13 protein-coding genes are annotated in these 14655 nt (G+C 45.9%); 7 read left to right on the top strand and 6 right to left on the bottom strand.

Annotated features, from left to right (window positions below; genetic code table 11):
- The first annotated feature begins 153 nt into the window (after nt 1-153).
- On the top strand, nt 154-957 hold the full coding sequence (locus tag A7981_RS02050; protein WP_067263324.1) for a quinoprotein dehydrogenase-associated SoxYZ-like carrier: 804 nt from the start codon (nt 154-156) through the stop codon (nt 955-957).
- A 55-nt stretch (nt 958-1012) separates the two neighbouring features.
- On the opposite strand, the gene A7981_RS02045 is transcribed toward A7981_RS02050, so the two are convergent.
- Together A7981_RS02045 and A7981_RS02040 are read right to left on the bottom strand one after the other, a co-directional pair.
- Entirely contained in the window at nt 1013-1612 is a 600-nt protein-coding gene (locus tag A7981_RS02045) for a cytochrome b (RefSeq protein ID WP_067263321.1), read from the bottom strand.
- A 65-nt stretch (nt 1613-1677) separates the two neighbouring features.
- On the bottom strand, nt 1678-2631 hold the full coding sequence (locus A7981_RS02040; protein ID WP_067263317.1) for a beta-propeller fold lactonase family protein: 954 nt from the start codon (nt 2629-2631) through the stop codon (nt 1678-1680).
- 220 nt (nt 2632-2851) lie between these two features.
- Here A7981_RS02040 and A7981_RS02035 point away from each other — a divergent pair, with 220 nt between their 5' ends.
- The 6 genes from A7981_RS02035 to lplT all read left to right on the top strand — a co-directional run bounded on the left by A7981_RS02035 (nt 2852) and on the right by lplT (nt 9442).
- A complete protein-coding gene (locus A7981_RS02035; RefSeq protein ID WP_067263314.1) occupies nt 2852-3775 on the top strand; it encodes a quinoprotein relay system zinc metallohydrolase 2 in 924 nt (307 codons plus the stop codon).
- Nucleotides 3776-3922: 147 nt separating this feature from the next.
- Nucleotides 3923-4690 (top strand): energy transducer TonB, encoded by a 768-nt coding sequence (locus A7981_RS02030; protein ID WP_067263310.1) that lies wholly within the window; start codon nt 3923-3925, stop codon nt 4688-4690.
- Between the two features lie 5 nt (nt 4691-4695).
- Nucleotides 4696-6156 carry a HAMP domain-containing sensor histidine kinase gene (locus A7981_RS02025; RefSeq protein WP_067263307.1) on the top strand — a complete coding sequence of 487 codons (1461 nt, stop codon included), beginning with the start codon at nt 4696-4698 and terminating at the stop codon, nt 6154-6156.
- A gap of 118 nt (nt 6157-6274) precedes the next feature.
- Nucleotides 6275-6730, top strand: coding sequence for a peroxiredoxin (locus A7981_RS02020; RefSeq protein ID WP_067263304.1), 456 nt, complete (start codon nt 6275-6277; stop codon nt 6728-6730).
- Between the two features lie 49 nt (nt 6731-6779).
- Nucleotides 6780-8177, top strand: a complete 1398-nt coding sequence (locus A7981_RS02015; protein WP_067263301.1) for a PhoH family protein — start codon at nt 6780-6782, stop codon at nt 8175-8177.
- Between the two features lie 89 nt (nt 8178-8266).
- Complete coding sequence (lplT, locus tag A7981_RS02010; RefSeq protein ID WP_067263297.1) at nt 8267-9442, top strand: lysophospholipid transporter LplT; 1176 nt, start codon at nt 8267-8269, stop codon at nt 9440-9442.
- A 117-nt stretch (nt 9443-9559) separates the two neighbouring features.
- On the opposite strand, the gene A7981_RS02005 is transcribed toward lplT, so the two are convergent.
- The 4 genes from A7981_RS02005 to A7981_RS01990 all read right to left on the bottom strand — a co-directional run bounded on the left by A7981_RS02005 (nt 9560) and on the right by A7981_RS01990 (nt 14632).
- Nucleotides 9560-10894 (bottom strand): NAD(P)/FAD-dependent oxidoreductase, encoded by a 1335-nt coding sequence (locus tag A7981_RS02005; RefSeq protein ID WP_067263294.1) that lies wholly within the window; start codon nt 10892-10894, stop codon nt 9560-9562.
- Between the two features lie 141 nt (nt 10895-11035).
- Nucleotides 11036-11569, bottom strand: coding sequence for a c-type cytochrome (locus A7981_RS02000; RefSeq protein WP_067263291.1), 534 nt, complete (start codon nt 11567-11569; stop codon nt 11036-11038).
- A 136-nt stretch (nt 11570-11705) separates the two neighbouring features.
- Nucleotides 11706-12599 (bottom strand): quinoprotein dehydrogenase-associated putative ABC transporter substrate-binding protein, encoded by an 894-nt coding sequence (locus A7981_RS01995; protein WP_067263287.1) that lies wholly within the window; start codon nt 12597-12599, stop codon nt 11706-11708.
- A gap of 155 nt (nt 12600-12754) precedes the next feature.
- On the bottom strand, nt 12755-14632 hold the full coding sequence (locus A7981_RS01990; protein WP_067263284.1) for a methanol/ethanol family PQQ-dependent dehydrogenase: 1878 nt from the start codon (nt 14630-14632) through the stop codon (nt 12755-12757).
- Nucleotides 14633-14655: the final 23 nt, after the last annotated feature.

Below are 14655 nucleotides of genomic sequence, written 5' to 3'. Positions count from 1 at the left end.
ATAGGACATGTGAATCGCCATGATGTCTTAATCTCTATTGATTAGCCACACAGTACATAAGTATTGGTAGCAAGAAGGCTCAGCTGGATTTATCATATTCAGAATAAAAAGCTGCAAATCAAAAAATCAGCCCGCATTGAGGAGAAGAGCATCATGCAAAAAAGATCATTCATCTATCAGTTGCTGATAGTTAGTGTATTACTGGCATGCTTCAGCAATAGAGCTGCGGCAGAAGCTTCAGATAAACTCTGGCCTGTAGTCAAAGAGGCATTCTTTGCCAAGCGCACGATAGCAGATGCCGATTTCATGAAAATCACAGGCCCTCGTCGTGCAGAAAGTGGTGCGCAGGTTCCTGTCACGCTCACGATAGATAAATCGCAGACAGATGCCGATGCGATCAAAAACGTTTACGTCATCGTCGATGCCAACCCTATTCCACTAGCAGCGACATATCATTTGCATGAGGCACTAGGCAAACTTCAACTCTCTACACGTATTCGCCTAGAAACGGACTCTTTCATTCACGTAGTAGGCGAAACAGCTGATGGCAAACTCTATGTGGCCTCGACAACGATACGCGCTTCAGGTGGCTGTGGCGGTGCAGTAGATGGTGATGACACAGCGATACGCGCGGCGGCGGGCAAGATCAAACTGCAAGTCGAATCACCTGTCAAATTCGGTGACATAACCCCTGCTACGTTTATCATCAAACACCCGATGTTTACTGGCTTACAACGAGACCTTGTCTCGCAAGGTTTCAAACCTGCCTTTTATATCAATAAAGTCAATTTCACTTATAACCAGCAGCCGTTGATGGATGTAGATTTTGGTGTCGGTACAAGTGAAGACCCTTACTTGCGTTTTGATTTTATTCCCGCAAAGCCCGGCTTACTTGAAGCCAAAGCTGAAGACAATGAGGGCGGTAAATTTTCACATGAATTAAACATAAAGAATTAACGCCCAAAAAGAAAGGCGCCAAACAGGCGCCTTTCTTTTTCATACTTTTCTAGCATCAGCCATGCAATGACATGCGCTTCAAGGTCTCATCTTTATCGATGATCTTATGCTTTAACGCAGCCGCAATGTGCAAGGCAATCACTGCAATAAATATCAGGCCTACAAGCTCATGCGCTTCTTTAAAAAGATCTCTCAATGGTGCGTTATCTAATCCACCGATCAGAGGGATATCAAACCATTTCAAACCATATTTACTATAGATTGTCATGATTAGCCCTGTAAGAGGCATGACCAGCATAAGCAAATACAATGTGTGATGCCCGGCATGGGCAAGCGTTTTCTCCCAACTTTTCATACTGCTCAACAGTGCAGGCGGTTGATGCGTGAATCGCCAATACAACCTGAACATAATCAGAAAAAGTAAGCTAAAACCTACTGATTTATGCAAATTGAAATAAAAGGTGCGCGGAGAAATGGCCTCAGACAATTGCACGGTATAGACACCAAGATCGAATAGGTCATAACTTGCGAGCTTGCCTGATTCTTTAGGTAGGTCGCTCATGTACCAACCTAAAGCAAACATCGCCAGTATGCCAAAGCCGATAAGCCAGTGCAGCACGATTGCAGTGTTGGTATAGCGATTGGTAGCTGTCATGCAATTACCTTAACAAGCCGCAAAGTATTGTAGTGACTATAAGTGACACTTTGCGGATATTTCAATTAACGTACAAACACACCCCAAGGCGTATCACCTACCGTCACTTCTTTTAGCACCGTATCCGTTGCTGTATCAATGACAGAGACCGAGTTGGATTTACCATTGGCAACATACAATTTCTTGCCGTCAGGGGTAATGTCCATATTCCATGGGCGCTTACCGACAGTGATGGTTGAAGTCACTTTATTTGTCGCGGTATCGATCACGGATAAAGTACCATCGCCACCATTGGAAATATACACTTTTTTGCCATCAGGCAGCACTTTTACGCCATTAGAACGCAAACCGACAGGAATACTAGCAATCACTTTATGCGTTTTGGTATCCAGTACAGACACTGTGCTTGAAAGCTCGTTTGCTACATAGACACGTGAGCTATCTGGCAAGAAACCAATGCCGCGTGGACGGTTACCCACTTCAACTAGCTTGATCGATTTACGCTTTGTCAGATCAACGACATCAACATATTTTGATTCTTCAGCACTCACATACATCCATTTACCATTGGGGCTGAATTCCGCATGCTCCGGGTTATCCCCTTGCATTTTGACTTTGTAGGCTAGTTTGTGGGTCGTAGTATCAATCACTGAGACACTGTTATCTTCTTCGTTAGCGGCACCAATCCATTTACCGTCAGCGGAGATACTCACGCCTTCAGGTGAGGCCTCTAATTTAATCGTATCAACGACAGATTTATTTTCCAAATCAATGACTAACAATGCATTTTTTGGCTGGTCACTGACAAAGATAAACTTTCCATCATGGCTAACAGCCGCACCACGTGGTTTCTCACCGACTTTAAACGTATCGATCACTTCATCCTTTTGTGTATCGATCACAGAAAGCGTGCCTGCTTTTTCGTTTGTGGAATAAGCAATTGGCGCTGCCAAGAGGGGGGCGGAAAACATCACGCCGATACAGGCCGCCAATAGTTTGAGTTTTAGGTTTTCTTGCATTATTCCTTCTCCAATCATTTTTTATTGAACATCATCTTAATTGAGTAAGACTATCGTTCAGACGCTCACATCCGTTTCAAGTTCCATTATTGTATAAGGTAAAACGCATTGAACATGCAGATTAAAATGTCATAATGGGCTGATAAGAAATTGCGCTGAATTTTAGCAAGAGCGCAAAAAACATGCCTGCTTGCAAAGAGGCGAGAGGAGAAGCTCGATCATGACATTGATTATCCGTTTTATTACGCTGCTGCTGTTATCAACCTCAGCGCTTGCAGATAGCTTTTCGGTCAATGAGATCGCGAGCGGGGTCTACGTACATCAAGGTGTGCACGAAGACCTGTCAGAAGGCTATCACGGCGATATCAGCAATATAGGTTTTATTGTGGGCAAGAAAGGCGTCGCAGTCATCGATACTGGCGGCAGCCTACAGACTGGCAAACAGCTACGCGCAGCCATTAAAAACATCACGCCTTTGCCCATCCTCTATGTCATCAATACCCATATCCATCCGGATCACATCTTAGGCAATGAAGCATTTGTGGACGACCATCCGGCATTTGTCGGTCACACAAAATTAGCCAATGCGATGGAGTTACGCAAAGATGCTTATCTGCGCTTAAATAAAGAATGGCTAGGCGCAGATTTTGCTGCTAGTGAACAGAACAATCAGGTGGTTAAGCCTACGCAAACGGTAGAAAAAACACTGAAGCTTGATTTGGGGGGTAGGCCACTTATTTTGACGGCTTATGTCACCGCACATACGAATACAGATATCACCGTGCTGGATAGCAAAACAGCGACATTGTGGACTGGCGATCTACTCTTTATCGAGCGCACGCCATCCGTTGATGGCGATATCAAAGGTTGGCTATCCGTGATTGATCAGCTGAAGTCAGTAGACGCAAAACAAGTCGTACCCGGGCATGGTACGCCAACCAAGGATGTCAAAGCAGCGTTAGATAAAGAACAGCAGTACCTGAATATATTACTGAACGATATTCGCGCAAGCATTAAAAAAGGAGAGATGATGGAAAAAACCATGGATACAGCAGCTACCTCAGAAAAGAGCAAATGGGTGCTGTTTGATATCGTCAATCGGCGAAATGTGAATATGCTATACCCTGCGCTGGAATGGGAGTAATTGCAGGATAACAGCCAATGAGCGGCTGTTAACAACCACCAATATCTAATGGCTAGCAATATCACATCAGTATAATATGCCGCACCAGACTTGCTGGAAAGCTAGCTGATTCAAACCATAAAACATCCTATTCAATTATTTTAAATTTTGGCACCTTTTAATAACAATCAAACCACGGGTAATCACGGATTTACCAAGCCCTTAATCATCTCCATCATCTTGCATGCCGTGGTGTTGTGCTTTGTTCCCAATATCAAGTTTGAGGAAAAGCCGCCTGAGATATTAACAGTGGAGCTAGCCGCGCCCCAATCGGCTCAAACAGAATCGACCGCCACAACGTCAGAGCCACAGACAGAAGCGCCTCCGGAACCACTGCCTGAAACCCCGAAACCTAAGCTCAAGCCGGATAACCCTGAACCAAAGCCCACGCTCAAACCTACCATTGCGCCATCGCCGCAGAAATCGCAGGAACCTCCTGCCGAAAGTGCTGCACCACCGGTCATGACAGCTGCACCTAAAGCCGATGCGCCTAGCGTAACCGCCTCACCCGCAGCGTCGCCAACGCCTGTCACAGCGCCTGAGCCACCTAAGCCTACAGGCCCCAGCACCCATGAGATAGAGGCTGCCCGCAATCGCTACGGGAGCCTCTTATTCGATGCAATATCCAAATATAAGCAGTACCCCCGAATGGCACAAATGCGAGGATGGGAAGGGGAAGTCACAATAGAGATACAAATAAATGGCAATGGCGATATCATCTCAACCAAAGTGATACATTCGAGTAACTATGCCGTACTAGACCAGCAAGCATTAGAGATGGTAAAAAAATCGCTACCTTTGCCACCGCCACCGGACACTTTACGTGGACGGGCGTTTACCATTATTGTGCCTATACCATTCAAACTTGAAGAGTAAAGCCGTTGCGCCCTAGAAAATCCCTCAAAGACCTGCTGTTAATCCATGAGCTAGCGTTTATCTTACTGGTAGCGCTTGCAGGGACGGCAGGCGGTATCGGTATCCAGATGTGGGATCGGGCATCGCATGAGTCACAACGGATCAATCTACTCATTCAAGAGATCCAACAAACACGCGGTGATTTATATCGCCAAATGAAAGAATTATTCGATGCATTCTTCCTTAAGGATGCTGATGCGGAAGATGAATATGACGCGTATACCGTATCAATCCGTAACCATTTTAACAATTTGACCGAACTGGCAGTCGGTCAAGAGGAGCTCGATGCTGTCAACGAATTGAAGGCCAGCTATTTAGCCTTCGTCATGGAAACCAGCTCAATATTCCATAACCAGCAAAAACTTTCGAAGGAAGCCTTACAACAATCCTTAAATACAGGTTTGGAATCCGGTGTATTTAACCGCTATGAAGCGATCTCGGCTCGTGCAGAAAAGCTGCTGACGCTCAAACAGCAAGAACTCAAACAAAAACTGGATGAAGCCAAACAACGTTCTATTCTTGTTTTATCGATTCCCATTGCTTTAGCGACCTTGCTATTTCTATTCTCACGTATCTTTCTTAAGCGCGCCATCGTCAAACCGATCAACCGCATACTGCACGCTACCAACGAGATCAGTGCAGGCAGGCTTGAACATACCGTGCCTGAAGAAGGTGCCGCCGAACTGCTGACCCTATCAAGTGCAATCAACCACATGGCAAGGGAACTGGCTCGCAGCCAGGATGCACTGGTGCGGACAGAGAAGCAAGCTGCCTTAGGCCTGCTGGTTCCCATGCTCGCCCACAACATCCGTAATCCCTTAGCCAGCATCCGCGCAACTGCACAAGTCGCAGACAGCACAGAGCAAGATGAAGATACGCGTGAAGCCCTACAAGGCATCATGCGCTCTGTAGATGGCCTTGAACGCTGGACAAGCTCTCTACTAGCTTATCTGCACCCCCTAAAACCTCAGCCAAGCCAAACTTCGCTACGCCACATTATCGATGGCGCCCTTGTGCCCTTGCAGCAAAAACTGCTGGAAAAATCCATACAGTTAGAATTACCCGCGTGGGAAAAACATGATGACCACATGCTCACGGATGAAAGCCTGTTAGAACAAGCACTGTATAACTTGCTGCTAAATGCTATAGAAGCGATACCCAATTACTCAAAACTCGAAGTACATGCGGATATAGCCCCAGAATCAGTGCGCATCATGATCGCTGATCGAGGCCCCGGCATGCCCTTCACCCCTGATCCACACGCGATCAGCCCGGGACCTACGACCAAACGTTTTGGCACAGGATTAGGGATTCCTTTTGCATTCAAGGTATGCGAATCGCTATCCGGGAGTATTTCTTTTTCAGCACGCGAAGGCGGCGGCACATTGATAGAACTCGAATTACCTCGCTTTCACCAAACTGAATAATCAACCAGATTCCCCATTAAAAATCGCAATTAAAATCTTTTATTAAAAAGTCGTTTTCGGGCTTGCCTTAATCGCAATTTTTAACAACAATGGTAGCGTGTAGGGTCAAAACTTAAATATGCTGAATCAAACAATTCCTGAGTTCGAACTTCCTTCCACTAGTGGAAAAACATTTAAGTTATCTGACTATCACGGCAAGATCCTCATCCTTTATTTTTATCCTAAAGATTCAACCCCGGGCTGTACCACGCAAGGTATGCAGTTTCGCGATGCCTACCCTGAATTTCAGGCAAACAATGCTGAAATCTTCGGTATCTCGCGCGACAGCATCAAATCCCACGAAAACTTCAAAGCCAAATTTACTTTTCCTTTTGAGCTACTTTCAGATGCAGATGAAACCGCCTGCAATCTGTTCGGTGTCATCAAGATGAAGAATATGTATGGCAAACAGGTGCGCGGGATCGAGCGTAGTACTTTTATTATTGATGCAAAAGGCGTTCTGGTGCGCGAATGGCGCGGCGTAAAAGTCGATGGTCATGCGCAAGAAGTTCTAGAGTTTATAAAATCACTCTGATTTCATTCACATCTTTTTACTTAGCAGTTAACTTGGAAAGCCTATCCTCATGACGAAAAAGAGCACCTCCCCTACCAAGCTATTTGTACTTGATACAAACGTACTCATGCATGACCCATCAAGCCTGTTCAGGTTTGAAGAGCACGATATATACCTGCCAATGGTGACCTTGGAAGAGCTGGACAACAATAAAAAAGGCATGACCGAAGTTGCAAGAAACGCACGTCAGGCCAGCCGTAATCTTGAAGAGATCGTTGGCACCAACCTGACAAAACTGGAAGAAGGCTGCCCGCTCGCAATCAATGGCAATAAGCACCTCAATGGACGCCTGTTTCTACAAACTACTGAAGTAAGTGTAGAGCTACCTGGTCTTGCTGGCAGCAAAGCAGATAACCAGATTCTGGGTGTGGTTCTGGATCAACAAAAGAAACATACTGACCGCCAAGTGATTCTTGTCAGTAAAGATATCAACATCCGCATCAAAGCGCGTGCGATCGGTGTGGCTGCTGAAGACTACTTCAATGACAAGGTACTAGAAGACACCGATCTGCTCTATACCGGCATGAAAGAATTACCGGCAAATTTCTGGGAGAAACACAGCAAGGAGATGGAGTCATGGCAGGATGCTGGCCGCATGTTCTATCGCATCACCGGCCCGTTGTGCAAGAGCTTCATCATCAATGAATTCGCTCATTACGAGTATGAAAAACCGTTTCATGCCATCGTGCGTGAACAAAAAGGCAACACAGCCGTACTTGAAGTGATCAAAGACTACTCGCAGCCAAAACATAATATCTGGGGCATCACCGCGCGTAATCGTGAACAGAATTTTGCGCTTAATCTGCTCATGGACCCTGAAGTGGATTTCATCACCCTGCTTGGCCAAGCAGGTACAGGCAAGACGTTACTCACGCTGGCATCTGCATTGACGCAAACGCTTGATAAAAAGATCTACAGCGAAATTATCATGACCCGTGTCACCGTGCCAGTCGGTGAAGACATCGGCTTCCTGCCAGGTACAGAAGAAGAGAAAATGGCACCATGGATGGGGGCGCTCGAAGACAATCTCGATGTGCTCAACAAGTCAGATGATGATGCTGGCGAGTGGGGCCGTGCTGCCACGCAAGACCTCATCCGCACCCGCATCAAGATCAAATCTTTGAACTTCATGCGCGGTCGTACTTTCTTACATAAATTCCTCATCATCGATGAGGCGCAGAACTTGACGCCAAAGCAGATGAAGACATTGATCACGCGCGCAGGCCCGGGAACAAAAGTAGTATGCCTAGGCAATATCGCGCAGATCGATACCCCTTACCTGACTGAAGGCAGTTCTGGCCTCACGTATGTGGTTGACCGCTTTAAGGGCTGGGGACATAACGGGCATGTCACACTGCTTCGTGGCGAACGTTCACGTCTTGCAGATTATGCAGCAGAGGCATTGTAACAACGGCATCATATAATAAGCGTATAGTAGCGCTTGCTTAATCGGGAAGAGATAAGCGCCAGAGCAGTGCTCTGGCGTTCAACATAATAATGAAATCAGGTTTTTACATCATATTAGTAGCGCAATTCGTGTCTGCGCTAGCTGATAACGCATTGCTATTCACCGCAATCGCCTTACTTCGTGATCTTGATGCGCCTGATTGGCATGATCCCTTATTGCAATGGTTCTTCGTCGTTTCTTATATTGTTCTCGCCCCATTTGTGGGCTCCATTGCAGATGCGTTTCCCAAAGGACGCGTCATGTTCGTATCCAATGCCATCAAATTTATAGGCAGCATGGCAATGGCATTAGGCATGCCACCCCTTTATGCATATGGCATTGTAGGCATAGGAGCCGCCGCTTACTCCCCTGCAAAATACGGCATCCTCACTGAATTATTACCACCCCACATGTTAGTTAAAGCCAATGGATGGATGGAAGGCTCCACCGTCATGGCGATTGTATTAGGCACCGTGCTCGGCGCGATTCTGCCAAGTATCAATATCGAAGTCTCCATGATCGTCATCACGGTGCTTTACCTCATGGCAGCTGGTTTCAATATGTATATTCCACGGCTAGCCGTTATCCATAAACCTGCCAAAAAGAATCCATTCTTTATCCTCAAAGATTTCTGGCACTCATTCAATGCATTATGGAACGATGCGCAAGGCCAGGTCTCACTCGCTGTCACGACTTTATTCTGGGGGGCAGGAGCTACCCTAAGATTCGTTGTTCTCGCTTGGGCAGGCTTTGCGCTCAATTTTAGCCAGGAACAATCTACTTACCTGATGGTCGTCGTCGCGTTAGGCATCGCCGTCGGCTCTGTATTCGCCGCCAAGATGATCAAGCTAGAAGAGTCCGCAAAAGTCATCCCGGTGGGTATTCTCATGGGCGTACTTGTTATCTTGATGGTATTTGTGACCGAATGGCATATCGCATGCATCCTGCTTTTCCTGATCGGTATGTTCAGTGGCTATCTGGTGGTACCACTCAATGCATTGCTACAACATCGTGGCCACATATTGATAGGGGCTGGCCACTCAATCGCCGTGCAGAACTTCAATGAAAACCTCGGTATCGCGATATTGATCAGCGCTTATACATTGATGGTAAAAGCTGAGCTACATATTCATGTCATCGTCATTGCCTTTGGTTTGTTTGTCAGCATCAGCATGGCTGGCATCTATAGGATTTATCGCAAGCAAATCAATGCGCCTAGTGCATAAATCCGCGCATAGGTAACAAGCGCTTAGCTAAATCGGCAATCCAAAAAAAACAAGCCCAACTTTTTAGTTGGGCTTGTTTTTTTAGCTTAAGAAAATACTGATATATCGAGGAAATATTTAATGCAGCTTGATCTTGGCTTCCGTTCTACGAGTAATCAGCCTTGCAAGCGTCTGCAACACCATCACAAAAAAACCATGCAATGCCATCAGGTGCATCTTGTATAAAGACTGATACATAAAGCGTGCGAAGAAGCCCTCGATAAAGAGACTGCCTCCGCTGACAGACCCCATCAGGTTGCCAACGGTCGTATATTCACCCAGATTTACTAATGAACCATAGTCCCGATAAACAAACTCTGGCAGACTTTTCCCCGCCAATCGACGCTTCATGGACTTAACCAAGAGCGATGACTGCTGGTGAGCAGATTGTGCTCTTGGCGGTACGTTGCTATCATGGCCAGGCCATGGGCATGCCGCACAATCGCCGAAGGCAAATACGTTATCATCCACCGTCGTCTGTAAGGTGCCTTTGACGACGAGCTGATTGATACGATTCGCTTCCAATCCATCCAGATTGCTCAAGAAATCTGGCGCTTTGATACCAGCCGCCCAAACCACTAATTCAGACGGAATAAAACGTCCGCTATGCGTATAGACGCCTTTTTCAGTTACCTCAGTCACTCGCTCGCCGGTATAGACATGCACATGAAGCTTCTTCAACTCTTCTTCTACTGCCAATGAAAGCCTTGGTGGCAACGCCGGTAATACACGGTCACTCGCTTCAATGATGGATATCTTGATATCTTTTTCAGCATCGATTTTATCCATGCCATACGCAGTCAGTTCACGCGTTGTATTGTGCAACTCAGCAGCAAGCTCAACGCCTGTTGCGCCTGCACCGACGATTGCCACCTCAAGCTGGCCCGCCTGAATCGGGTCAACCTGCGTCTGCGCGCGCACAACGGCATTATGCAAACGACGATGGAAACGTTCGGCCTGCACTTGTGTATCAAGCGCGATCGAATGTTCTTTTGCGCCAGCAATACCAAAATCATTGGTCGTGCTGCCCACTGCGATAATCAAGGTATCGTATTTGAATACCCGACGCGGAATGATTTCATGACCATCTTCATCATGATAAGGCGTGACGTAGACTTCTTTTTTAGCACGGTCGATACCATCCATACTACCTAAACGGTAGCGGAAATTATGCCAATGCGCCTGAGCGATATACTCAAGCTCATGTTTATCAGGGTTCATGCTCCCAGCGGCGATCTCATGCAGCAAGGGTTTCCATACGTGTGTTCTGTTACGGTCAATAAGCGTAATTGCCGCCTTACCTTTACGGCCGAGGGAATTCCCAAGGCGCGTAGCAAGCTCCAGCCCTCCAGCTCCTCCACCCACGATCACAATGTGGTGAAGTTCAGAACCGGCTTCTGATTGCGATTGCATAACTAAACGTCTCCAATATTAAAACTGATTTACCATTTTCCTGATCTTGATTTTACTCTAATCCACAGGTGAAACCCATATAAAAAAAGCGGTCACTGTTTACACAATGACCGCTTTCTTAATCAGTAATTAAAAACTTAATTACTTAACAGGCTGCTCATTCAACCAAGGAGTGTCGCCACCGCCCTTGTACTCTGTACGCAACCAGCCAATGATCTTCAAGATATCATCTGTTGGTACAAGGTCAGGGTTACCTGAAACTTGTTGGTGCCATGCGAACATACCACCGTTACTACCACCAGCAATCGTCTCAAACATACCTTTGTCCGTAATGTGCTTTGCATACTGCCAGCGCTCATCGGTAATGCTTGGACCTACTTGACCACCTGCATTAGCACCATGGCATTGTGTACATGAGTAATAACCGAATTTCTTTTTACCAGCTTTTGCCTGATCTGGATTATCTGCATATAACTTAGTGTATGGATTTACGCAGGTTTCCAGAAAAGATTTTGCTTCTGGGGTATCAGTATCAACCGCATGGATCGGCAATGGGCTACCGTCTTTCGTTGAAACGAACTTACATTCAGCACTTGCTTGCGTTGAAAGAGTCAAACTCCCCAAAGCGAGCATTGAAGCTAATAACGTCATTTTTACTGCTTTATTGCCTAACATGTCATCTCCTAAGGTTTGTAAAAAATTAAGCTTTAGCTGATCATGCCAAACCACATGACCAGTCTATATTACATATAACGACTCACCAGTTTGTTAGTTGACGACTTACAAACATTAATCAACACAAGACAGCTACTTACTTGCGGTTTTCTCGTGCTTTTTTCTCGATGCTGTCTCCAACAACAACGGGCATGTGAGGAACGCCATACTCATCTAATATTTTCAGGATATCATCTTGGCGACGATCTAACACTTCCTGAATAGCAACCAAGCGCTCTTTATCTTTTTTACGTACAGCCAACGAGATATTCCAACTCTCTTTACCATGCACATTCACATCTTCGTACTCAGGAATCGGCACGACAACGAGCGGTATTTTAGCCTGTTTTGCATAATATCCTGCAATAGGTCCCCACATAATGGCAACATCGATGTCACCTTTGACCAAGTCATCGATCATATATCCAGGTGGAAAATTCAAGTCGCGCTGTAGACGATATGGCCTTGCGTTACCCATTAGACCATGGTCAGCCAGCGGTCTGCTAGCGGGACCTTCACCCACAATACCGATAACGGCTTGATGCAAATCTGGCGCATCCCAATCTTTAATATTGTAACCGCTGTCTTTGCGGTACACGAATACATGCGTAGATCTGTAATAAGGCTTCGAGGTTAGCAGAGCATCATTATCTGATGTTGTACTCATGATGACATCACAGCGATATGCGTTGATCGTGTTTCTTAAGAAACCTTGGCGATAGTAGGCATATGCAAATGAGAGCTTCTTACCCATATCGTCTGCAATCAGCGCAGCAATCTTGTCTTCAAAACCTTCTTGCTTGACATTGGAATATGGCAGGTTGTCAGGGTCTGCACATACCTTGAATTCTGTAGGGTCGGCAACTCGCCTGACCTCCCCGACACGTCCTTCATCAGGGTTAATGGTTGGAATTTCTAGCGTCTCCGCAAACAAAGAGGTACTAGTAAGAACTCCCCCAAGGAGTATATACATCGACAGTTTTTTGAACATTACTCTTCCTCTTTAATCCGTTAGTGATTATACACGCCCACATAAAAAACACCCCGCCGAAGCGGGGTGTTTATATGACTTGCAAACTACTGGATAGTTCTTAGATATGTAGTCTTTTTACATCAAAATGCGGTGATTTGCATTTATTTGTAAGCTTACAGACTAAATATGTTCAGAGCACCGCCGCCAGGAGCAGCGTTCCACTTAGTTAACTCTTTGTAACCACCAGCGGCACCAAGAGCGTCGGTATCATTATCCAGACCCAAGTTCATCGCTACACCAGCCCAACCGCCGATACCGGACAGTACGCCAACGTATTGTTTACCCTTGTTGCTGTATGTGAATGCATTACCGATCACGCCTGAACCAACTTGTTGTTTCCAGAGCAATTTACCAGTTTGAGCATCAACAGCCTTGAAGTCACGCTCAAGTGTTCCGTAGAACACTAGGTCTGATGCAGTAGCCAATACGCCACCCCATGCAGAGAACTTCTCTTTGTTGTACCAAACTGCTTTACCCTTGATTGGATCCCAAGCTTCGAAACCACCCATAACACCGTCAGGACCAGCAAACATGGTCAGAGTAGCACCAACCCATGGTTGACCAGCAACATACTTAGACTCAACTGGCTCGTATGTCATGCAAACGTGGTTAAGAGGAATGTACATGTTACCAGTACGTGGTGAGTAGGCCATTGGTTGTTGGTCTTTTACACCCAACGCAGCTGGGCAGATACCCTTAGCATTGTAGTCTTGGTGAGTTGAGTACTTAGCATCTTTAGTTGGAACACCAGTCTTCAGATCAACTTTAGTAGCCCAGTTAATGAATGGGTGTGCTTTTTCAGCAACTAACAATGAACCGTTAACAGCATCGAAAGTGTAGTTGAAACCGTTACGATCAGTGTGGAATGCATATTTCTTACCACCTTTTTCGAATAGAACGACTTCATTGATACCGTCGTAATCCCATTCGTCATGTGGAGTCATTTGCATACCCCATTTTGCAATACCTGTATCCAAGTCACGTGCAAAAATTGTCATAGACCATTTGTTGTCGCCTGGACGTACGTCTGGGTTCCAAACAGATGGGTTACCAGTTCCGTAGTACACAAGGTTCAACTTAGGATCATACGGCCACCAGCCCCATACAGAACCACCACCGTGTTCCCAGCCATTTTTAACAGCTTGTGGCTTGAGCCATGTACGTGTGCCCAGTTCTTTTTGACCAATAACTAACTTGTCGTTAGCGATAGGTTTGAAAGAGCCACCTTCTTTGTTACCACCGTTTACGTCTTCATATACTGAAAGCGCGCTGTATTGTGGATTTTCTTTGTTGAAGTCAGCACCGATCAATACTTCAGCGTCAGGGCCTGTGCTGTATGCTTTCCATGCCAATGAACCATCTTTCAGGTTATAAGCAGCGATAAAGCAACGAACACCGAATTCAGCACCAGAGCAACCAGTCAGAACTTTGTCTTTGATTACGTGTGGAGCGTTTGTGTTAGTAGCACCAACTTTAGGATCGTTAACTTTAACGTCCCAAACTTTAGCACCTGTCTTAGCATCAAGAGCGATTAAAACACCATCGTTCTGTTGCAAGAAAATCTTGCCATCGCCAAAACCAAGACCACGGCTTACGTTGTCACAGCACAATACTGCTTGAACTGATGGATCTTGTTTAGGGAAGTAAGACCAGATAATTTTTTGGTTGTCGTTTAGATCAAGCGCGTAAACGTTGTTTGGGAATGCTGTGTGAACATACATAACACCGTTAACGACGACTGGTGAACCTTCATGACCACGGTTTACACCAGTAGCGAATGTCCATGCAGTTTTAAGGTTCTTAACATTGCTCTTGTTGATCTCAGCTAATGCGCTATAACCTTGGTTATTGTGTTGACCACGTGGGTGTGCCCAGTTAGCTGGGTTAGCCATAGCAGTTTCTTGATCAGCTGCTGCTGATGCAACCATTGGCAGCGCCATGGTCATACCAACTGCAACACCAAGAGCTACTTTTAGTTTGCTCATCTCCATTTTGAATCTCCATAGTTGTTATT

The sequence above is a fragment of the Methylovorus sp. MM2 genome, from assembly GCF_001648895.1.
In the GTDB taxonomy this organism is placed as follows: domain Bacteria; phylum Pseudomonadota; class Gammaproteobacteria; order Burkholderiales; family Methylophilaceae; genus MM1.
This window is presented reverse-complemented; position numbering and strand designations above follow the sequence as displayed.

What these genes read in the sequence shown, in the direction of transcription:
- A7981_RS02050 (WP_067263324.1), top strand. Translation starts at nt 154, where the DNA reads ATGCAAAAAAGATCATTCATCTATCAGTTGCTGATAGTTAGTGTATTA.
- A7981_RS02045 (WP_067263321.1), bottom strand. Translation starts at nt 1,612, where the DNA reads ATGACAGCTACCAATCGCTATACCAACACTGCAATCGTGCTGCACTGG.
- A7981_RS02040 (WP_067263317.1), bottom strand. Translation starts at nt 2,631, where the DNA reads ATGCAAGAAAACCTAAAACTCAAACTATTGGCGGCCTGTATCGGCGTG.
- A7981_RS02035 (WP_067263314.1), top strand. Translation starts at nt 2,852, where the DNA reads ATGACATTGATTATCCGTTTTATTACGCTGCTGCTGTTATCAACCTCA.
- A7981_RS02020 (WP_067263304.1), top strand. Translation starts at nt 6,275, where the DNA reads ATGCTGAATCAAACAATTCCTGAGTTCGAACTTCCTTCCACTAGTGGA.
- A7981_RS02015 (WP_067263301.1), top strand. Translation starts at nt 6,780, where the DNA reads ATGACGAAAAAGAGCACCTCCCCTACCAAGCTATTTGTACTTGATACA.
- lplT (WP_067263297.1), top strand. Translation starts at nt 8,267, where the DNA reads ATGAAATCAGGTTTTTACATCATATTAGTAGCGCAATTCGTGTCTGCG.
- A7981_RS02005 (WP_067263294.1), bottom strand. Translation starts at nt 10,894, where the DNA reads ATGCAATCGCAATCAGAAGCCGGTTCTGAACTTCACCACATTGTGATC.
- A7981_RS02000 (WP_067263291.1), bottom strand. Translation starts at nt 11,569, where the DNA reads ATGTTAGGCAATAAAGCAGTAAAAATGACGTTATTAGCTTCAATGCTC.
- A7981_RS01995 (WP_067263287.1), bottom strand. Translation starts at nt 12,599, where the DNA reads ATGTTCAAAAAACTGTCGATGTATATACTCCTTGGGGGAGTTCTTACT.
- A7981_RS01990 (WP_067263284.1), bottom strand. Translation starts at nt 14,632, where the DNA reads ATGGAGATGAGCAAACTAAAAGTAGCTCTTGGTGTTGCAGTTGGTATG.